We start from the raw sequence: 17,991 nt of genomic DNA, 5'->3' as shown, positions 1-17,991 counted from the left end.
CTCGACATCGACGCCAAGGCGCGGCTGGTGCGCGAACAGGTCGAGGACGCCTTGGCGTCGATGTCGAGTCCCGTCAGCACGAACACGATCTCGTTGCGCCAGCCGCCGATCCGGTTCAGCCCGACCTTGAGCGTGGGGGGCGGCGCCTCGCCGCGTACGCCCGCGATCCTGACCCGGTCGGGGCCGTCCTGGGTGAGCCGTACGGTGTCGAGCCTGGCCGTCACGTCGGGGCCCGGGTACCGGGCTCCCCCGGTCTCGTACAGCAACTGCGCGGTGACGGTGCCGATGTCGACGACGCCGCCGGTGCCGGGGTGCTTGGTGATGACGGCGGTGCCGTCGGCGTGCAGTTCGGCGAGGGGGAAGCCGGGGCGCCGGACGTCGTGCGCGCCGAAGAAGGAGTAGTTGCCGCCGGTGGCCTGGGTGCCGCACTCCAGGACGTGCCCGGCGACGACGGCGCCCGCGAGCGCGTCGACATCCTTCAGGTCCCAGCCGAAGTGCGCGGCGGCGGGGCCGGTGACGAGGGCCGCGTCCGTGACCCGCCCGGTCACCACCACGTCGGCGCCGGCCCGCAGGCACTCCGCGATCCCGGCCCCGCCGAGGTAGGCGTTGGCGGTGAGCACGCCGTCGCCCCACGTGTGGCCGGGCGTCAGCAGGTCATCGCCCTCGACGTGCGCGACGCGCACGGGGACGCCGACACGCGCGGCCAACTCGGTTACGGCGGCGGCCAGTCCGGCCGGATTCAGCCCGCCCGCGTTGGTGACGATCCGCACCCCGCGTTCGTGGGCGAGCCCGAGCCCTTCCTCCAACTGGCGGAGGAAGGTCTTGGCGTAGCCGGACGCCGGGTTCTTCTGCCGGTCGCGGCCGAGGATGAGCATGGTCAGCTCGGCGAGGTAGTCGCCGGTGACGATGTCGACGGGGCCACCGGTGAGCATCTCGCGCAGCGCGTCGAAGCGGTCGCCGTAGAAGCCGGAGGCGTTCGCGATCCGCAGGACGTCGGGGGTGAGGTTCCTCGGCTCGGTCATCCCTTCTTCGCCGCCCGCCCCGGACCGGCCGGTCCCGCGAAGGCCTGCGCGATGTCCAGCCACCGGTCGGCGTCCGGGCCCTCGGCGCGGACGGCGAGGTCCGCGCGGTGGGCGCGCTGGGTGGCGAGCAGGCAGAAGTCGAGGGCGGGGCCGGTGACGCGCTGCTCGGCGTCCTCGGGGCCGTACGTCCACAACTCCCCGCCGGGCCCGGTCAGTTCGACCCGGATGGAGGCGGTGGGCGGCTGTTCGCCCCGTACGAGGTAGGCGTAGTCCCTCGCCCGTACGCCGATCCACGCCACATGTCGCAGCCGCGCGGTGGGCTCGCGCCGTACGCCGAGCGTGTCGGCGATGTCCTGGCCGTGCGCCCAGGTCTCCATCAGGCGCGCGGTCGCCATCGACGGCGCGCTCATCGGTGGCCCGTACCAGGGGAAACGCGCGCCCGGGGGCGCCGCGCGCAGTGCCCGCTGGAGCTGTTCGCGCCCCTCGCGCCACCGGGCGAGCAGCCGGTCCGGCGGCAGTACGGCGCCGGCCTCGGCGCCCTCGTCCACGAACGAGTCCGGGGCGGCGAGGGCCCGCGCGGCCTGCTCGGCGAAGGCGGCCTCGTCGGTGACGGCGAGGAGTGCGGCGGTGTCGGTCCAGGTGAGGTGGGCGATCTGGTGGGCGACGCTCCAGCCGGCGGCCGGGGTCGGGAGGGACCAGCCCGTATCGTCCAACTCGGCTACGAGCCGGTCGACTTCCTCGCTCTCGTCGCGCAGATCCCCGAGGAGGAGCGCGGCTGGGTCGGACACGGCGGGGTCGGACACGGGATGCGCTCCGATCGGACTCTCGGGACACGGCGTCGTACGTGTCCCGGAGCATGGCAGCGCCCGCAGAAACAAGCAAGCATGCTTGCTTTACTCGTTCGCGCCTTCGAGACCCTTCAGCGCTTTCGAGTCTGTCGGCTCTTTCGAATCCTTCAAGTCCTTCAAGTCCTTCAGCTCCGCGAGGCGGTGCCGCTCGGCCTTGCGCGCGCCCGCCTGCGTCCGGACCGCGCCCATGCTGGCCGCGATGACCAGGGCGATCGCGAGCGCGTCGGTGAAGGAGAGGCTCTGGTGCAGGAGGAGGAGACCGGCCAGGGCGGCGACGGCCGGCTCGACGCTCATGAGGATCGCGAACGTCGGCGCGGGAAGCCGTCGCAGGGCGAGCAGTTCGAGGGTGTAGGGCAGCACCGACGACAGCAGCGCGACCGCGAGGGCCAGTCCGACCGTGGACGGCACGATCAGCTTCGAACCGGCCTCCATGATGCCCAGCGGCAGGCTCAGCACGGCGCCGAAGGCCATGGCGAGCGCGAGCCCGTCGGCCTGCGGGAAGCGCTGTCCGGTGCGGGCGCTGAAGACGATGTACGTCGCCCACATCACACCGGCCCCGACGGCGAACGCCGCGCCCACCGGATCGAGGCGGTCGAATCCGCCGCCGCTGAGCAGCACGACCCCGGCGAGCGCGAGCCCGGCCCACAGGAGATTGCCGAGCCTGCGGGAGGCGATCACTGAGAGGGTGAGCGGACCGAGGACTTCCAGGGTCACGGCGGCGCCCAGCGGGATGCGGTCGGCGGCCTGGTAGAAGAGCAGATTCATCGCGGCCAGGACGGCGCCGAAGACGAGCACGGTGCCCCAGTCGGCGCGCGAGTGCCCCCGGACCTTGGGCCGGCAGACGACGAGCAGCACGACGGCCGCGAGCACGAGCCGCAGCGTCACCACCCCGACGGCGCCGGCGCGCGGCATCAGCAGGACGGCGATGGCGGCACCGAACTGGACCGAGATGACACCCCCGAGGACAAGGGCGACGGGCCCGAGCGCCCGCCCCGGCTTCCCGGCCGCACCACCCTGACCGCCCTCGCCGCCCTGACCGCCCTCACCCGTCCGGGCGGCTTCCATCGCCTCCAGGGCCTCCGGGGCGGCAACGCCTGCGGCTGCGGTACGCGGCTCGTCCACCGGGGACCTCCTCCAGATCATCTAGGGCAACGTAATGAACTACGGAATCCAACATACTGCACTCGGGTACGCGTCACTCACCGAGCGGGCCTCCCACGGTAGGCACACTCCGGCACCGCTCTCAAACCGGTTACGGCCCCGCCGCCCGCCGGAACGCGGACCGCGGCGGGACCGGCCGGACGGCCGAGCCCACCACGGAAGGCGTATGACGGAGGATGCCGAATCGGTCAACCGGCCTGCGTGGGCGTCTGCTTGATGCCGTCGACAACGGCGCGCGCGGTCACCGCGCTGGTGTACGTGACGGTGCCGGGCTTGATCAGCAGGTCCTCTGGTTCCGGGTTCTCGCCGTCGGTCACCTGCACGATCCGCTCACCGAGGTAGGCGAGGGTCTTCTTCTCGAAGATCCACTCCTCGCGCTCGCCGCTGACCTTGTCGAGGCGCGCCACGGCGATGCCCTCGCGCCCGGCGGCGTCGACGGCGCTGTCCACCTTCACGACACCGGGGATCTTCGCCGCGGCCTTGTACAGCGCGGCCTCAAGACCGGACGGCGGGTAGCTCTCGCCGAGCAGGTCCCCGATCGCGGAGAACGCCGCCTGGTCGGGGCTGTTGCCCTGCCCCTCGCTCTCCGCGTACACCTTCTTGAGCAGCGCGTCGGGGTCGGTGGGCAGCTTGCTGAGGATGTCCCACGACGAGGAGGACCCCTCCGCCGAGTCGAGCGTCTCGCCGCCCTCGGGGCCGTTGCCCTGCTCGATCAGCCATCCCTTGTTCCCGTCGGGCGACTGCCACACCTGCCTGCGGTGCGGCTTCTCGCTCACCACGGTGTGCTTGTCGTCGACGGTCCTGACGTATGTGTCGGCGCTGGTGGACTCGACGTAGACGAACTGGCCCGCGCCCGGCTCGGGCGTCGGGGACTCCGCGGCGGCCAGCGAGATCCGGTCGAGCAGGGCGCCGGTGCCCGCGCTGCTGGCGTTGCCGATGTCGGTGGTCAGCACCGGCCCGGTGGCGACGGAGTCCGCGCCGTCGGTGCCGTCCTGTCCGGCGACGACCGTGCCGGTCACGATCACCCCGGCGAGGGCGAACGCCGCCAGGGGCATGACGATCACCGGGCGCCGGAACCAGGCGCGCCGCTCCTGGGGGCGGGCCGGCGCGGCGGCGGGGGCGGTGGTGCGGGACTCGTCGTGGATCTGGGCCATGAGACGCTCCTTGTGGAACTCGTGGCGGCCCACCGGCAGATCCCGCTCGGCCGGCGGCAGAAGACCCTCGGTCTCCCGCCACTCGGCCGGGTGCGGTGAACGATCGGTGTTCATCGGTTTCCCTCCCGTGCGGACCGGACCGCTGTCGCGCGGTCTCCTCTTACCTGTCGAGTCGGCGCGACGGGTTCCCGTTTCCCGGCGACGAGTTTTCCTGCGACGCCTTTCCCGGCGTCGAGTTCGGCGTCGGCGCGTCTGGCCAGCTTCTTGCGGGCGCGGGACAGCCGGGAGCGGACGGTGCCGACGGGGATGCCGAGGGCTGTCGCCGCGTCGTCGTACCGCATGCCCTCCCACAGGCACAGCACCAGCACCTCGCGTTCGAGTGGCTTCAGGGAGGCCAGCGCGCGCATGGTGGCGGCCAGCCGCCGGCGGTCGTCCAGCTGACCGGCGACCAAGCCGGCGTGGTCGGGCGTCTCCAGCGCGCCGCGCTCGGCGTCGGTCGCGGCGGCGGTCGCCGCCGCGCGGTAACGCCGGTTGCTGCGCAAGTGGTTGCGGGCCACGTTGGTGGCGACGCCCAGCAGCCACGGCCGCAGCGATCCCCCGTCCGCGTCCGCTCTCTCGCGCATCCGCCACGCCGCCATGAACGTCTCCGACATGACGTCCTCGGCGACGGACCAGTCGGCCGTCAGCCGGTAGGCGTGGTTGTAGACGGCGCGCGCGTAGGAGTCGAAGATCTCCGCGAAGGCGTCGGGGTCGCCGTCCCTGATTCGGGCTCGCAATTCTGTGGTCACTTCTGTGAACTGTCCGGCACCTTGAGGTGAGTTCCAGTGACCTGCGTCACGCCTCCGCGTCGGCCGGCTCCAGCGCCTCCGCCAGGACTTCCGCCAGGTGGCGCGCCCCGCCACCGGCCAGTTGGTCGAGTTGGGTACGGCACGAGTAGCCGTCCGCCAGCAGTTCCGTGCCTTCCGGCGCCGATCGGACCGCCGGGAGCAGTTGATCCTCCGCGCAGGCCACCGAGACGTCGTAATGGCCCTTCTCGAAGCCGAAGTTGCCCGCCAGACCGCAGCAGCCGCCGCTCAACTCGCCTGTGAGACCGGCCCGTTCGCGCAGTCGGCGTTCCGCCGCGTCGCCGAGGACCGCGTGCTGGTGGCAGTGGGTCTGACCGGCGACCGGGCGGTCGACGCGGGGCGGCTGCCAGTCGGGGGCGCTCTCCTCCAGCGTCTGGGCGAACGTCCGTACGGAGGCGGCGAGTCGGGCCGCGCGGGGGTCGTCCGCGAGGAGTTCCGGCAGGTCCGTCTTGAGCGCGGCGGCGCAGCTCGGTTCCAGGACGAGGACCGGCAGCCCCCGGTCGAGCGCCGGTTCCAGCCGGTCCAGGGTGCGGCGCATGACCGCGCGGGCCTGGTCGAGCTGGCCGGTGGAGACGTACGTCAGACCGCAGCACACCTGGCCGGGCGGCAGGGTGAAGCCCACCCCGGCCGCGTCCAGGACCCGTACGGCCGCCTTCCCCACCGAGGGCGACAGGTGCTCCGTGAAGGTGTCCGGCCACAGCACCACCGCGGGGGTGCTCGCGAGTTCCCGTCCCCGCAGCCACCGCGTGAACGTCATCGGCGCGAGGCGCGGGATCGAGCGCTCCGGGGCGATCCCGCCCAGCCGCTTGGCCAGCGCGGCGGCTCCCGGCAGCCGTACCGCCGCGTTCAGCGCACCCGCGAACGGCGCGGCGGCGCGCAGCCAGCGTGGCAGCCGCCCCATCGCGTAGTGGGCGGCGGGGCGCCGCCGGCCTTCGTAGTGGTGGTGCAGGAACTCGGCCTTGTACGTGGCCATGTCGACCCCCACCGGGCAGTCGCTGCGGCAGCCCTTGCAGGACAGACAGAGGTCGAGCGCGTCCTTGACCTCGGTCGAGCGCCAGCCGTCGGTGACGACCTCACCGGCGAGCATCTCGTGCAGCAGCCGGGCGCGCCCGCGAGTGGAGTGCTGTTCGTCGCCGGTCGCGCGGAACGACGGGCACATCACCCCCGGGCCCGAACTCGGCCCCTCCACCCGGCACTTGGCGACGCCGACGCAACGCCGTACGGCCGCCGAGAAGTCACCGCCCTCAGCCCCGTCGTGCGGGTAGGCGAACGCGACGTCGACGCGCTCACGCGGCAGGACGTCGAAGCGCAGATTCTCGTCCAGCCGGGCGGGGCTGGCGATCGAGCCGGGGTTCATGCCGCCCGCCGGGTCCCACACGTCCTTGAACCGCCCGAAGAGCGCGGTCAGTTCGTCCCCGTACATCGTCGGCAGCAGCTCCGAGCGCGCCAGCCCGTCGCCGTGCTCGCCGGAGAGCGAACCGCCGTGCGCGACGACGAGCCGCGCGACGTCCTCGGAGAAGCGGCGGAAGACACGCACGCCCTCCGTGCTCAACAGGTCGAAGTCGATGCGGACATGGATGCAGCCGTCGCCGAAGTGCCCGTACGGCGTGCCGCGCAGCCCGTGTTCGGCGAGCAGAGCGCGGAAGTCCCGCAGGTACGCGCCGAGTTGGGCGGGCGGTACGGCGCAGTCCTCCCAGCCGGGCCACGCCTCGCCGCCGTCGGCACTGCGCGTCGCGGTGCCCGACGCGTCCTCCCGCACCCGCCACAGGGCCCGGATCCCGGCCGGATCGGCGACGACCGTGCCGTCCAGGGCGTCGGCGGCGCGCACGATCCGCTCGGCGTGCGCGCGGGCCTCGGCGGCGGTCGCGCCGCCGGTCTCCACGAAGAGCCAGGCGCCGCCGCGCGGCAGGTCGTGCGGGCCGGGGACGAGGTCGTCGGCCATGCCCTCGACGGTCAGCGGGTGGTACGGGAGCAGCCCGGCCGCCGCCTCGGCCGCCGCGCTCTCGTCGGGGTAGCCGAGGACCGCGAGGGCCCGCGCGGGCGGCGAGTCGACCAGCGTGACGACGGCTTCCGTGACGACGCCGAGCGTGCCCTCGCTGCCGCAGAAGGCGCGGGCGAGGTCGGTGCCGTTCTCGGGGAGCAGCGCGTCGATCGCATAACCGGAGATACGGCGCGGCAGACCGGTGGGGTAACCGGTGCGCAGGAGCGCGAGGTTGTCGTCGACGAGGGATCGCAGCCCGGCGGGCGCGCCGTCCCAGCCCTGGCCGAGTCGCAGGGCCGCGCCGTCGTACGTCGTGACCGACAGCTCCCGCACGTTGTCGGCGGTGGTCCCCCACGCGACCGAGTGCGACCCGCACGAGTTGTTGCCGATCATGCCGCCGATCGTGCAGCGGCTGTGCGTGGACGGGTCGGGTCCGAAGGTCAGGCCGTGCGGCGCGACGTGGTCGCGCAGCCGGTCCAGGACGACGCCGGGCTGCACGACGGCGGTACGCGCCCCGGTGTCGACCGACACGATCGAGCGAAAATACCGGGTGAGATCGAGGACGACCCCGACGCCCGTCGCGTTGCCCGCGATCGAGGTGCCGCCGCCGCGCGGCACGACGGGCACGCCGTACCCGCGGCAGACGGCGAGGGCGGCGGCGATGTCGTCGGCGTCGCGCGGGGCGACGACGCCGACGGGGACGCGGCGGTAGTTGGAGGCGTCCATGGTGACCAGGGCACGGGCGGCGGCGCTGAAGTCGACATCGCCGCGGACGGCGCCCGCCAGGTCTCTGGCCAGCTCGGTGGTCCGGTCGGCGGTCGCCGCCGACGCCTTCGCGGGAGTCCCGCCCTGCCGCTCCGTGTACTCAGCCATTCCCCCAGGATGCCCCGCCGCCCGCCTCCCACCACGTCTCACGACGTGAACCGCACCCCGGACGGCGGACGGAAAACGTCTAGGCTGCCGCCCGTGGCCGATATTCAGATTCCCGCTGACATCAAGCCCGCCGACGGTCGTTTCGGCGCTGGCCCCTCCAAAGTGCGTACGGAGGCGGTGGACGCCCTGGCCGCCACCGGTACGTCTCTGCTCGGCACGTCCCACCGCCAGGCCCCGGTGAAAAACCTGGTCGGCGCGGTGCGCGACGGTGTGCGCGAGCTGTTCCAGCTCCCCGAGGGCTACGAGGTGATCCTGGGCAACGGCGGCTCCACCGCCTTCTGGGACATCGCGACGCACGGTCTGATCGAGAACAAGTCGCAGCACCTGAGCTTCGGCGAGTTCTCGTCCAAGTTCGCGAAGGCGTCGAAGCTCGCCCCGTGGCTGGCCGAGCCGACCGTCATCTCCTCGGAGCCGGGCACCCACCCCGCCCCGGCGGCCGAGGCGGGCGTCGACGTCTACGCGCTGACGCACAACGAGACCTCCACCGGTGTCGCCGCGCCGGTCAAGCGGGTCGCGGGCGCCGACGAGGGCGCGCTGGTCCTGGTCGACGCCACGTCCGGCGCGGGCGGCCTGCCGGTCGACATCGCCGAGACCGACGTCTACTACTTCGCCCCGCAGAAATCCTTCGCCTCCGACGGCGGCCTGTGGATCGGCGTCTTCTCGCCGGCCGCGCTGGAGCGCGCGGCGCGCGTGCACGGCTCGGGCCGGCACGTGCCGGAGTTCTTCTCGCTGCCGACGGCGATCGACAACTCGCTGAAGAACCAGACGTACAACACCCCGGCGCTCGCCACGCTGTTCCTCCTGAACGAGCAGCTGACCTGGCTGAACACCCAGGGCGGCCTCGACTTCTCGACCACCCGCACGGCCACGTCGGCGCGCACGCTGTACGGCTGGGCGGAGTCGTCCAAGTACGCGACCCCGTTCGTGGTCGACCCGGCGCAGCGCTCGCAGGTCATCGGCACGATCGACTTCGCCGACGAGATCGACGCGTCGGCGGTCGCCAAGGCGCTGCGCGCGAACGGCATCGTGGACACGGAGCCGTACCGCAAGCTGGGCCGCAACCAGCTGCGCGTGGCGATGTTCCCGGCGATCGACCCGGCGGACGTCGAGGCGCTGACGGCGTGCGTCGACTACGTGATCGACAAACTCTGAGTCAGCTGACGGACCCCGCCGTACGCGCGGCACGCGCCGGGCGCCAGTAGCCCAGCGCGTGCACGCGGTGCTTCGGCAGGCGCAGTTCCCTGCGGGCGTACGAGGCGAGAACCCGCGTCGTCACCGTGTCGCAGGCGATCCACACGTACGACCCGGCCCGGTCGTCACCGACCAGGCCGGGCAACGCGTCCTTCACGGCCGCGACCAGCCCGGCCCCACCGTCCCGGCGCGGCACATGCCGCACCTCGTGCCGGTCCGGCCGTATCCGCAGCGGCAGCCGCTCGTCGTCGGGGTGCGCGGTCTCCACCCAGATGGTCGCGGTGGCGGACCCTGTCGCGTCGAGCAGCGAGTTGAGCGCGGGCACCGATGCCCGGTCCCCGATCAGGAACATCCGCGCGGGCGGCGGCTCGGGCAGCGTGTACTCGCTCCCCTGCACGGTCACCACGGCGGTGTCCCCAGGCAGCGCTGCCCGCGCCCAGTCGCTGGCGCGCCCGTCGTGCAGCGCGAACTCGACGGCGAAGGTCCCGCTCCCGGGGTCGGGATCCACCAGCGTGTACGCCCGCTGGTGCGGCTTCCCTCCGTCGTCGAACCACATCCGCACCCACATGGTGGGATGCGTCCCGGTGGCGGCGAGCAACCCCCCGTCGCTGAACCGCACCCGCCGGTACGAGTCGGTGACGTCCTCGCACGCGAGAACGGTGACCGCGAAGTCCCGCCCGCGCAGCATCTTGAGGACAACGCCCTCCCAGCCGTGACCCACGTGGACTCCCCAAGTTGAAGTTAGGTCACCCTAACCTCAACGGGGGCGGGGCCGTCACCCGTACGCGTGAAGGATCACGCTCACGACGTATCGGCCCGTGGCGGCCTACGATGATGGTCTCGACACCAGCCATCAGGAGGCCCGCATGTCTGCCGCAGCAGCCGAGCACCCCTGGGACAGCTCACAGGAAAGCCAGCTGGAGACGGCTGACAGCCTCATGGAGCAGCTTCCCGGCTTCCGCGTCGAGATCATCGGAGGCGTCATCACCGTGGCCCCACCCCCGGACGGCGACCACGCGTCGGTCCTCACGGACGTCATGATTCCCTTCCTCGCCGTCGGCGCGCACGGCCAGGAATCGAGGGTTCTCCAGAACGTGGGACTGTGGCTGCCGGCCGGCTCGGAGGACTTCGCCATCCCGGATCTGGCTCTCGTCGACGCCGATTTCGAAGAGCACCTGATCCAGTACAACTGCTACGACCCGGCCGTCTTCCGTCTGGTTCTCGAAGTCACCTCCAGCAACTATCAGCAGGATCTGCGGAACAAGGTCACCGCCTACGCGGACGCCAGGATCCCCGTCTACGTGATCGTCGACCGCAAGCACGGCAGGCTGCATGTCCTCACCGATCCCGTCGCGGGCGACTACACCAGCCACCGCGTCCACGCTCCCGGCGAGCACGTCGTCCTCCCCGACTCCATCGGCGCCGAGGTGAAGCTCGACGTCTCGGCCGTCCTCCGCGCCGGGGAGCCCAGGAAAGCCACCTGACCTTTACCGGCTCAGCCGCTGGAACCTCCGTACCGCCAGTGGCACGCACACCAGCGTGATCGCCGCCGGCCACGCAACCGACAGCAGCAGCGCGTGTTCCTCCGGCCAACTGCCGCCGCTCGCCACCGGGTTGCCGAACAGTTCGCGGATCGCCGTCACCGTCGCCGACACCGGGTTCCAGGCCGCGACCGTGCCCAGCCAGTCCGGCATCAGGGACGGGGCCACGAAGACGCTGGAGATCATCGTCACCGGGAAGGCGACGGCGAAGAGACTGCCCGCCTGTTCCGGGCCGGGGACCACCAGGCCGAGCCAGACGCCCAGCCAGATCAGCGAGAAGCGCAGCAGCAGGAGCAGGCCGAAGCCGGCCAGCGAGGCGAGCGGGCCGCCGTCCGCGCGCCAGCCGATCAGCAGGGCCGTGAGGGCGAGGATCGCCAGTTCCGCCGCCGCCGTGATCAGGTCCACGACGCCCCGCCCGGTGACCACGGCGGACGGCGCCATCGGCATCGACCGGAAGCGGTCGTGGACGCCTTTGCCGGCGTCGGTGGCGAACGCGGTCGCCGTGTTCATGAAGCCGAAGGCCATCGTCATGGTGAACATGCCCGGCATCAGGAACTCCCGGTAGTCCCCGCCGCCCGGCACCTTCATCGCGCTGCCGAAGACATAGCCGTACAGCAGGACGGACACGAGCGGGAAGCCCAGGGTCCAGAGGATGAACGCGGGCTGCCGCTGGTAGTGGGTCAGGCTGCGGCGTACGAGATTCCAGCAGTCGGCCACCGCCCAGTAGGCACGGCCGTGGTCGGCCGCGGGGGTGAGGTCGACCGGGGCGCCGAGGGCGCCGCTCACGCCGCCGCTCATGCCGCCACCTCCGTCTTCCCGGGCGCGGGCGCGGTCGCCGGCTGCGTACGCTGCCCCGTCAGCCGCAGGAACACGTCGTCCAGGCTGGGCCTGCGCAGCCCGATGTCCTCCACCGCGATCCCCCGGTCCCGCAATTCCCGCGCGACCTCCGTCAGCGCGGTCACCCGGTCGCTGACCGGCGCGTGGACCCGGCGTGCCTCGGCGTCCGTGCCGGGCACCGAGCCGGCGACGCGGGCGATCACCTCGGTCACGGCGGCCAGTTCGGACGCCTCGTGCACGACGACCTCGATCAGATCGCCGCCCACGGTGTTCTTCAGCGCGGCCGGGGAGTCGTCCGCGATGGCCCGCCCCCGGTCCATGACCGTGATGTGCGAGGCGAGTTTGTCGGCCTCGTCCAGATACTGCGTGGTGAGCAGCACCGTCGTACCGCCCGCGACCAGCGCCCGCACCGCGTCCCAGACCTCGCCGCGACCGCGCGGGTCGAGCCCGGTCGTCGGCTCGTCGAGGAACAGCACGCGCGGGGCGAGGATCATCGACGCGGCGAGGTCGAGCCGGCGGCGCATGCCGCCGCTGTACCCGCTCACGCCCTTGTCGCCCGCCTCCACCAGGTCGAACCGCTCCAGCAGTTCCCCGGCGCGCAGCGCGGCCCGCCGCCCGCCGAGGTGGAAGAGGCGGCCGAACATCTCCAGGTTCTGCCGGCCGGTGAGGATCTCGTCCACCGCCGCGTACTGCCCGGTGAGCCCGATCAGGCTCCGGACGGTGCGCGGGTCGCGGCTCACGTCGACCCCGGCGACCGTCGCGCGCCCGCCGTCGAGCGTGAGCAGGGTGGCGAGCGCGCGCACCGCCGTGGTCTTGCCCGCGCCGTTGGGGCCGAGAAGGCCGTGCACGGTTCCGGTGCGTACGGCGAGGTCGAAGCCGTCGAGGGCGTGTTTGTCCCCGTATCGCTTCCGGATCGCTTCGGCGCGCACGGCGTAGTCGGTCGTCACTGCGTCCTCCAATCAACTGGGTACGGCGTACCCATTAGGCGTACACCGTACCCAATTAATGCCCGGCCGACTACGCTGAGGCCATGACGACGACGGAAAGCAGCGGCAGCGGAGACGTGTCACGCAGCATGGAGCTGCTGTGGGGCACCGGCGAGCGGGCGACCCGCGGCCCGAAACCGGGGCTGACGCTCGACCGGATCGTCACCGCCGCGATCGAACTCGCGGACGCGGAAGGGCTCGCGGCGGTCTCGATGCGCAGGCTCTCCACGGAGCTGGGGGCGGGAACGATGTCGCTCTACCGCCATGTCCCCGGCCGGGCCGAGCTGGTGGACCTGATGCTGGACCGCGTCCAGGGCGAGGGCGCCCACGCGCCGGAGCCGGACGCCGCCGAGCCGGCCACCGCCGAGCCGCACACTGCCGACTCGGACACCGCCGAGCCGCACCCCGGCTGGCGGAAGACCGTCGAGAAGGCGGCGCGCGACGAACTCGCCCTCTACCAGGCCCATCCCTGGCTGCTCTCCGTCAACCAGACCCGGCCCGTCCTCGGCCCCGGCGCGGTCGGCGGCATGGAGTCGATGCTCGCCGGGATCAAGGACACCGGCCTGAGCGACCCGGAGCTGATCTCCGTGATCATCATGGTCAGCGGTTACGTCTCCGGGGTCGCCCGGACCCAGGTGCACGCTGTCGAGGTGCAGCAGGTGACCGGCATCAGCGACGACGAGTTCTGGCGGGCGCAGGAGCCGATGCTGTCGACGGTGATGACCAGCGGGCGCTACCCGCTGATGGCCGCGCTCTCACCGGATGCGTTCGGCCCGGACTTCGACCACTTCGAGTTCGGCCTCCAGCGCCTGCTCGACGGCCTGGAGGTCCTGGTCGAACAGCGCACGAAGCGCTAGGGCCTGTCCGGGGTGTCTCAGGCGCTTCCCTTCTTGCGCCTGAACACGAAGAAGAGAACGGCCGCGCCCACCAGCGCCACCGCGCCGATCGTGATGCTGTCGCCCTCGCCTCCGGCGGTGTCGCCCGCGCCGCCTTCGCCCGTGCTCCCGCCCCCGGACGAGCCGCCGTCCTTGTCGATGTCGACGCGGTTGACCTGGCTGCGCGTGCCCTCCGTGCCGAACATCAGGGCCGAGCCGTCCAGGGTGTACGTCACCGACTCCGACTGGCCCTGGACCGGGGCCCGGACGCGGTGGTCGGCGCCCAGGCGGCCGTTCTTCCACTCGTAGGCGCGCGCGCTGAAGTACGAGCGCAGCAGCAGTTCCTTGCCGTCCGGCGAGAACGCGCCGTCGGTGACCCACGGCACCTCGTCGATGCGCGTGAAGGTGTTCGTGCCGCCGGTGGTCAGCTTCTCCGGGCCCTCGTAGAGGCCGCCGCCGTCCTCGTTCTTCGACGCGATGTAGACGCGGCCGGTGACGGGGTGGACCATCAGCGCCTCGGCGTCGCGGGGGCCGTCCGCGTACTTCACGGTGTACTGCGTCGCGTCGACCGTCGCGTCCGCGAGCTTCTTCGGCTCCGGGAAGCGGTAGATCCAGACGTGGTCCCAGGTGCCGTTGAGGTTGTCGCCGATGTCCCCGACGTAGATGTCGCCGTCCGGGCCGACGGAGATCGCCTCCATGTCGCGGGGCTCCCCGACCCCGCGCATGGTGATCGTCGCGACTGTCTCGCCGGTACGGGAGTCGACACCGTAGATGCGGGGCTCGTCCTGGTCGTTGTGCGTCCAGTAGACACCGGGGTGCGCGCGGCTGGCGGCCAGGCCGCTGGACTCGGTGATCCGCGGGTCGGTGATCCGGAAGCTCCGGTCGGGGTCGGCGGCGAACGCCGCCGCCGGGGCGGACAGGACGAGCGCCGCCGCCGCGAGCGCGGCGCCGGCGAGACGCGGGGACGGACACATGCCCTTGACCTTGAGCTTGACCATGCCCCAAGACTGCCATCTCCCGGAGACCGCCATCTCCCGGGCCGGGCTCGGCCGCCCGCCCGCGATCGGGGATGATGATCCGATGCGTTTCATGTTCGTCGGCGACTCGATGACCATCGGCCGCGCCGGCGATCTCACCTGGCGCTACCGGATGTGGCAGCACCTGAACGCGTCGTACGGCGGCCCGTACGCGATCGTCGGCCCGCGCACCGGCCTGTACGACCCCGGCACCGGCACCGCCGTCTCGCACGCGTACGGCGCGCCCGACTTCCCCGCGAAGGCGTGGCCGCATCTCGCGGGCTGGGGCGAGGGCTGGCAGCACATGGCGCCGGTGATCCGCGGCGCGGTCGCCGCGCACCAGGCGGACGTGCTGCTCGTCTCGCTCGGGCTGATAGATCTCGGCTTCTACACCAACAGCGACCAAACGACCCTGTACGTACGGGAGTTCATCGCCGAGGCGCGGGCGGCCAATCCGCGCGTACGGATCGTGCTGCTGCCCGTCATCCCCAACACCCGCGCCGACACGGACCCGGCCTTCGCCGCCGAGGTCGACCGCTTCAACGTCCTGCTGGCCAAGGCGGTCGCCGACCTCGACGAACCGTCGTCGCCGCTGCTGCAGGCCTCCCGCCCCGCGTCGTACGACATCCACCGCGACACCTACGACGGGACCCATCCCGGCCCCTCGGGCGAGCGTCTGCTCGCCGGGGCGTTCGCGGACGCGATGTGTCAGGCGTGGGGGTGGGGCGGGCCGTACGCCGTCACAGCGCGGCGAGTTGGGGATCGAGCGGGGCACGGGTGAGGCGGTTGGCGAGGGTGGAGAGCGTGTACGTGCCGATGCCGAGGACGACTTCGAGGGCGTTGCGCGCGGTGTGGCCGTGCGCGAGGAACGCGTCGACGTCGGCGTCGGCCACGTCCCCGGCGCTCGCGAGGACGGCGAGGGTGAACTGCCGTACGGCTTCGAGCCGTTGATCCGCCAGGACGCGCTGCTCGCCCAGCGCGGCGATCAACTGCCCGTCGGCGCCGAGCTTGCGCAGCTTGCCGCTGTGCATGGCCACGCAGATGTGGCACTCGTTGCGGGTGACGACGGCCATCACGACGACCTCGCGCGCGACCGGGTCGAGCGTCGTGCCGTCGAAGAGCGCGGTCAGCTTCTGGAACCCTTCGAGCAGTTGCGGCGAGCCGGCGAGCCGCGCGGTGGCGGACGGCAGGAACCCCAGATGACGGGTGGTGGCCTCCATGAGGCGGCGGGAGCCGGGGGGTGCGGTGTCGGGGGTGTGGTCGACGAAGGTGGTGCTGACTCTGGCTCGCACGGGAGCCCTCCCTGCTGGAACCTAGAATGGACAACATGGTTGACGAAAAAAAGGTAAACCAGGTTGTCGATTCCCGCAACGGGGTCGAGCACGGCGACGCGCCGGGCGACCCGTCCGGCGACGCGCCCGGATACGAGCTGCCGCTCCTCCTCTTCGCCGGATTCCGGTCCCTGATCGACCAGTTGCACGCGGAACTGGCCCGCCAGGGCCACCCGGACGTCCGCCCCGCGCACGGCTTCGCCATGCAGGCGATCGGCCTCGACGGCGCCACGGCCGCCACGGTCGGCCGCCGCCTGGGCGTCTCGAAACAGGCCGCGGGCAAGACGGTCGACCGCCTGACGGTCCTGGGTTACGCGGAACGCACCGCCGACCCCACCGACGCCCGCCGCAAACTGGTCCGCCTCACCCCGCACGGCCTCGACGCGCTCGCCCGCTCGGCCCGGATCTTCGACGAACTGCGCGCCCGCTGGTCCGCGACCCTCGGCCCCGACCGCCTGCGCGCCCTGGAGACGGACCTCCGCACGGTCACCCCGCCGGGCGCGTTCACCCTGGACGCGGAGGGCTGGCTCGGTGGCCCCTGACCCATCCTGGAACTACGACTCCCGCCCGAGCGGCGCCCCGCACCTGCCGCAGACGACCGACTCCGGTTCGTCGTTGAGCCGCCCGCACTCCTCGCAGACCAGCTCCAGCATGCAGGGCGGCTCGCCGCCCTCGTCGTCGTCCACCTCGCCGCGGGTCATGGCACAACTCTCCCACCAGCGGAGTGCCTCTTGCTTCGAGGACGCTCGAAGGCGTTGGGTGTGGAGACATGAAGTACACGCAGCTCGGACGCACCGGACTCAAAGTCAGCCGACTCGTCCTCGGCACCATGAACTTCGGACCTCACACCAACGAGGCCGACAGCCACGCCATCATGGATGACGCGCTCGGCGCCGGCATCAACTTCTTCGACACCGCCAACGTCTACGGATGGGGCGAGAACAAGGGCCGTACGGAGGAAATCCTCGGCACCTGGTTCGCCCAGGGCGGCGGCCGGCGCGACAAGGTCGTGCTCGCCACCAAGGTGTACGGGAACATGGCGGCCGAGGGCGACGCGTGGCCCAACCACGACAAGCTGTCGGCCCTCAACATCCGCCGCGCGGTGGACGCCAGCCTCAAGCGGCTCCAGACCGATCACATCGACCTCTACCAGTTCCACCACATCGACCGGGACACCCCGGTCGAGGAGATCTGGCAGGCGATCGACACCCTGATCCAGCAGGGCAAGATCCTCTACGCCGGTTCGTCGAACTTCCCCGGCTGGAAGATCGCCCAGACCAACGAGACGGCCCGCCGGCTGGGCTCGTACGGCCTGGTCAGTGAGCAGTGCCTGTACAACCTCGCCGAGCGCCGCGCCGAGATGGAGGTCATCCCGGCCGCACGGGAGTACGGCCTCGGGGTCATCCCCTGGTCGCCGCTCCAGGGCGGGCTCCTCGGCGGCGCGATCCGCAAGGAGCGCGAGGGCGGCAGCGGAAAGCGGTCGAGCGACCGGCTCAAGGACTCGAAGATCCGTGAGCAGGTGCAGGCGTACGAGGACCTGCTCGACAAGCACGGCATCGAGCCGGGCGAGGCGGCGCTGGCCTGGCTGCTCACCCGCCCCGGTGTGACGGGCCCGATCGTCGGCCCGCGTACGGCGGAGCAGCTGGAGTCCGCGCTGCGCGGGATCGACCTGGAGCTGTCGGACGAGGTGCTCGCCTCGCTGGACGAGATCTTCCCGGGTACGGGTCCGTCGCCGGAGGCGTTCGCCTGGTAGTTCCCGGTCAGGAGGGCGCGTCCGGCGACCGGCCGGGCGCGCCTGGGCCTGACCTGGGCCTGGGCCTGGTCCTCAGCCGAACGCCGCCGCCACGGCGACGATGACGAACATCAGCACCAGCGCGCCGGCCATGATCCGGTTACGGTTTTTGGTGTCCACGCGTCGAGGTTAACGGCCGTCGGCGCCGGCCTCGGCGGCGGGCCTCGCGGTGGGGCAGCGCAGCACCGTCTCGTAACGCGGCTGCTCGCCCGGCACCCCGGCCACGGGCAGCCTGCTCCGTACGAGCGCCAGCTCCCCGACCTCCCAGGGCGAGCCCTCGAAGCCGTCGAGCGCGGCCACGTACGGGGTCAGGTCGGTGTCGGTCCGCGTACGGGCCAGGGTGAGATGCGGCCGGTACGCACGGTGCTCCTCCATCGGCACCCCGGTCCGGCGCGCGGCGGCGTCGGCCCGCTCGGCCAGCCGCCGCAGCTCCGCGATCCCCCCGGCGGCACCGGCCCACAGCGCCCGCCCCCCGAAG

19 protein-coding genes are annotated in these 17,991 nt (G+C 72.2%); 6 read left to right on the top strand and 13 right to left on the bottom strand.

The genetic code is table 11. The features are described 5' to 3' along the window. From BHU15_RS23565 to BHU15_RS23540, 6 genes are all read right to left on the bottom strand, one after another. Positions 1–1,022: acyclic terpene utilization AtuA family protein (locus BHU15_RS23565; protein WP_141726867.1), on the bottom strand; the 1,022-nt coding region annotated here is incomplete at its 3' end. Then, complete coding sequence (locus tag BHU15_RS23560) at positions 1,019–1,810, bottom strand: TIGR03084 family metal-binding protein (RefSeq protein WP_069629029.1); 792 nt, start codon at positions 1,808–1,810, stop codon at positions 1,019–1,021. The genes BHU15_RS23560 and BHU15_RS23565, both read right to left, overlap by 4 nt. A 105-nt stretch (positions 1,811–1,915) precedes the next feature. Next, positions 1,916–2,935, bottom strand: coding sequence for an EamA family transporter (locus BHU15_RS23555; protein WP_438284979.1), 1,020 nt, complete (start codon positions 2,933–2,935; stop codon positions 1,916–1,918). A 284-nt stretch (positions 2,936–3,219) separates the two neighbouring features. Continuing rightward, positions 3,220–4,299, bottom strand: coding sequence for a CU044_5270 family protein (locus BHU15_RS23550; RefSeq protein ID WP_171908432.1), 1,080 nt, complete (start codon positions 4,297–4,299; stop codon positions 3,220–3,222). Beyond that, positions 4,296–4,973 (bottom strand): RNA polymerase sigma factor, encoded by a 678-nt coding sequence (locus BHU15_RS23545; RefSeq protein WP_069629023.1) that lies wholly within the window; start codon positions 4,971–4,973, stop codon positions 4,296–4,298. The genes BHU15_RS23550 and BHU15_RS23545 overlap by 4 nt, the downstream gene beginning before the upstream one ends. Before the next feature lie 46 nt (positions 4,974–5,019). Next, positions 5,020–7,884: an FAD-binding and (Fe-S)-binding domain-containing protein gene (locus tag BHU15_RS23540; RefSeq protein ID WP_079128328.1), complete on the bottom strand. Its 2,865-nt coding sequence runs from the start codon at positions 7,882–7,884 to the stop codon at positions 5,020–5,022. A 93-nt stretch (positions 7,885–7,977) separates the two neighbouring features. Between BHU15_RS23540 and serC the strand changes: the two genes are divergently transcribed. Next, positions 7,978–9,096, top strand: a complete 1,119-nt coding sequence (serC, locus tag BHU15_RS23535) for a phosphoserine transaminase (RefSeq protein ID WP_031231033.1) — start codon at positions 7,978–7,980, stop codon at positions 9,094–9,096. 1 nt (position 9,097) lies between these two features. On the opposite strand, the gene BHU15_RS23530 is transcribed toward serC, so the two are convergent. Further along, positions 9,098–9,856 carry a siderophore-interacting protein gene (locus BHU15_RS23530; RefSeq protein WP_069629022.1) on the bottom strand — a complete coding sequence of 253 codons (759 nt, stop codon included), beginning with the start codon at positions 9,854–9,856 and terminating at the stop codon, positions 9,098–9,100. A gap of 145 nt (positions 9,857–10,001) precedes the next feature. On the opposite strand from BHU15_RS23530, the gene BHU15_RS23525 reads away from it, so the two are divergent. Then, a complete protein-coding gene (locus tag BHU15_RS23525; protein ID WP_069629026.1) occupies positions 10,002–10,619 on the top strand; it encodes a Uma2 family endonuclease in 618 nt (205 codons plus the stop codon). Between the two features lie 3 nt (positions 10,620–10,622). Here the strand turns inward: BHU15_RS23525 and BHU15_RS23520 are convergent, their stop codons facing one another. Together BHU15_RS23520 and BHU15_RS23515 are read right to left on the bottom strand one after the other, a co-directional pair. Further along, a complete protein-coding gene (locus BHU15_RS23520; RefSeq protein WP_069629021.1) occupies positions 10,623–11,474 on the bottom strand; it encodes an ABC transporter permease in 852 nt (283 codons plus the stop codon). Beyond that, the gene (locus BHU15_RS23515) at positions 11,471–12,460 is read right to left on the bottom strand and encodes an ATP-binding cassette domain-containing protein (protein ID WP_069629020.1); all 990 of its coding nucleotides are present in this window, start codon (positions 12,458–12,460) and stop codon (positions 11,471–11,473) included. Before BHU15_RS23515 ends, BHU15_RS23520 begins: the two co-directional genes overlap by 4 nt. Positions 12,461–12,543: 83 nt before the next feature. Here BHU15_RS23515 and BHU15_RS23510 point away from each other — a divergent pair, with 83 nt between their 5' ends. Then, a complete protein-coding gene (locus tag BHU15_RS23510) occupies positions 12,544–13,356 on the top strand; it encodes a TetR/AcrR family transcriptional regulator (protein ID WP_069629019.1) in 813 nt (270 codons plus the stop codon). Positions 13,357–13,373: 17 nt separating this feature from the next. Here BHU15_RS23510 and BHU15_RS23505 read toward each other — a convergent pair whose 3' ends face one another. Beyond that, positions 13,374–14,372, bottom strand: coding sequence for a WD40 repeat domain-containing protein (locus BHU15_RS23505; RefSeq protein WP_401922704.1), 999 nt, complete (start codon positions 14,370–14,372; stop codon positions 13,374–13,376). 82 nt (positions 14,373–14,454) lie between these two features. Here BHU15_RS23505 and BHU15_RS23500 point away from each other — a divergent pair, with 82 nt between their 5' ends. Further along, positions 14,455–15,171 carry a GDSL-type esterase/lipase family protein gene (locus tag BHU15_RS23500; RefSeq protein WP_069629024.1) on the top strand — a complete coding sequence of 239 codons (717 nt, stop codon included), beginning with the start codon at positions 14,455–14,457 and terminating at the stop codon, positions 15,169–15,171. Here the strand turns inward: BHU15_RS23500 and BHU15_RS23495 are convergent. Continuing rightward, positions 15,131–15,610, bottom strand: a complete 480-nt coding sequence (locus tag BHU15_RS23495) for a carboxymuconolactone decarboxylase family protein (protein ID WP_079128331.1) — start codon at positions 15,608–15,610, stop codon at positions 15,131–15,133. The two genes, BHU15_RS23500 and BHU15_RS23495, sit on opposite strands and share 41 nt — an antisense overlap. 107 nt (positions 15,611–15,717) lie before the next feature. Between BHU15_RS23495 and BHU15_RS23490 the strand changes: the two genes are divergently transcribed. Beyond that, a complete protein-coding gene (locus tag BHU15_RS23490) occupies positions 15,718–16,263 on the top strand; it encodes a MarR family winged helix-turn-helix transcriptional regulator (protein WP_438284978.1) in 546 nt (181 codons plus the stop codon). 12 nt (positions 16,264–16,275) lie between these two features. Here the strand turns inward: BHU15_RS23490 and BHU15_RS40305 are convergent, their stop codons facing one another. Then, on the bottom strand, positions 16,276–16,422 hold the full coding sequence (locus BHU15_RS40305; protein WP_167756140.1) for a hypothetical protein: 147 nt from the start codon (positions 16,420–16,422) through the stop codon (positions 16,276–16,278). A 68-nt stretch (positions 16,423–16,490) separates the two neighbouring features. Between BHU15_RS40305 and BHU15_RS23485 the strand changes: the two genes are divergently transcribed. Continuing rightward, positions 16,491–17,474: an aldo/keto reductase gene (locus BHU15_RS23485; RefSeq protein ID WP_023540839.1), complete on the top strand. Its 984-nt coding sequence runs from the start codon at positions 16,491–16,493 to the stop codon at positions 17,472–17,474. Positions 17,475–17,642: 168 nt separating this feature from the next. On the opposite strand, the gene BHU15_RS23480 is transcribed toward BHU15_RS23485, so the two are convergent. Continuing rightward, positions 17,643–17,991, bottom strand: a 349-nt coding sequence (locus BHU15_RS23480; protein ID WP_303741297.1) for a 2'-5' RNA ligase family protein, incomplete at its 5' end; no start/stop codon positions are given.

This window comes from Streptomyces niveus (assembly GCF_001723055.1).
Classification (GTDB): Bacteria; Actinomycetota; Actinomycetes; order Streptomycetales; family Streptomycetaceae; genus Streptomyces; species Streptomyces niveus.
This window is presented reverse-complemented; position numbering and strand designations above follow the sequence as displayed.

Bases quoted from the DNA above. Each gene is read 5' to 3' on its own strand.
- BHU15_RS23555 (WP_438284979.1), bottom strand. From the start codon at position 2,935: ATGGAAGCCGCCCGGACGGGTGAGGGCGGTCAGGGCGGCGAGGGCGGT.
- BHU15_RS23550 (WP_171908432.1), bottom strand. From the start codon at position 4,299: ATGAACACCGATCGTTCACCGCACCCGGCCGAGTGGCGGGAGACCGAG.
- BHU15_RS23540 (WP_079128328.1), bottom strand. From the start codon at position 7,884: ATGGCTGAGTACACGGAGCGGCAGGGCGGGACTCCCGCGAAGGCGTCG.
- BHU15_RS23525 (WP_069629026.1), top strand. From the start codon at position 10,002: ATGTCTGCCGCAGCAGCCGAGCACCCCTGGGACAGCTCACAGGAAAGC.
- BHU15_RS23520 (WP_069629021.1), bottom strand. From the start codon at position 11,474: ATGAGCGGCGGCGTGAGCGGCGCCCTCGGCGCCCCGGTCGACCTCACC.
- BHU15_RS23510 (WP_069629019.1), top strand. From the start codon at position 12,544: ATGACGACGACGGAAAGCAGCGGCAGCGGAGACGTGTCACGCAGCATG.
- BHU15_RS23505 (WP_401922704.1), bottom strand. From the start codon at position 14,372: ATGGTCAAGCTCAAGGTCAAGGGCATGTGTCCGTCCCCGCGTCTCGCC.
- BHU15_RS23500 (WP_069629024.1), top strand. From the start codon at position 14,455: ATGCGTTTCATGTTCGTCGGCGACTCGATGACCATCGGCCGCGCCGGC.
- BHU15_RS23495 (WP_079128331.1), bottom strand. From the start codon at position 15,610: ATGGAGGCCACCACCCGTCATCTGGGGTTCCTGCCGTCCGCCACCGCG.
- BHU15_RS23490 (WP_438284978.1), top strand. From the start codon at position 15,718: ATGGTTGACGAAAAAAAGGTAAACCAGGTTGTCGATTCCCGCAACGGG.
- BHU15_RS40305 (WP_167756140.1), bottom strand. From the start codon at position 16,422: ATGACCCGCGGCGAGGTGGACGACGACGAGGGCGGCGAGCCGCCCTGC.
- BHU15_RS23485 (WP_023540839.1), top strand. From the start codon at position 16,491: ATGAAGTACACGCAGCTCGGACGCACCGGACTCAAAGTCAGCCGACTC.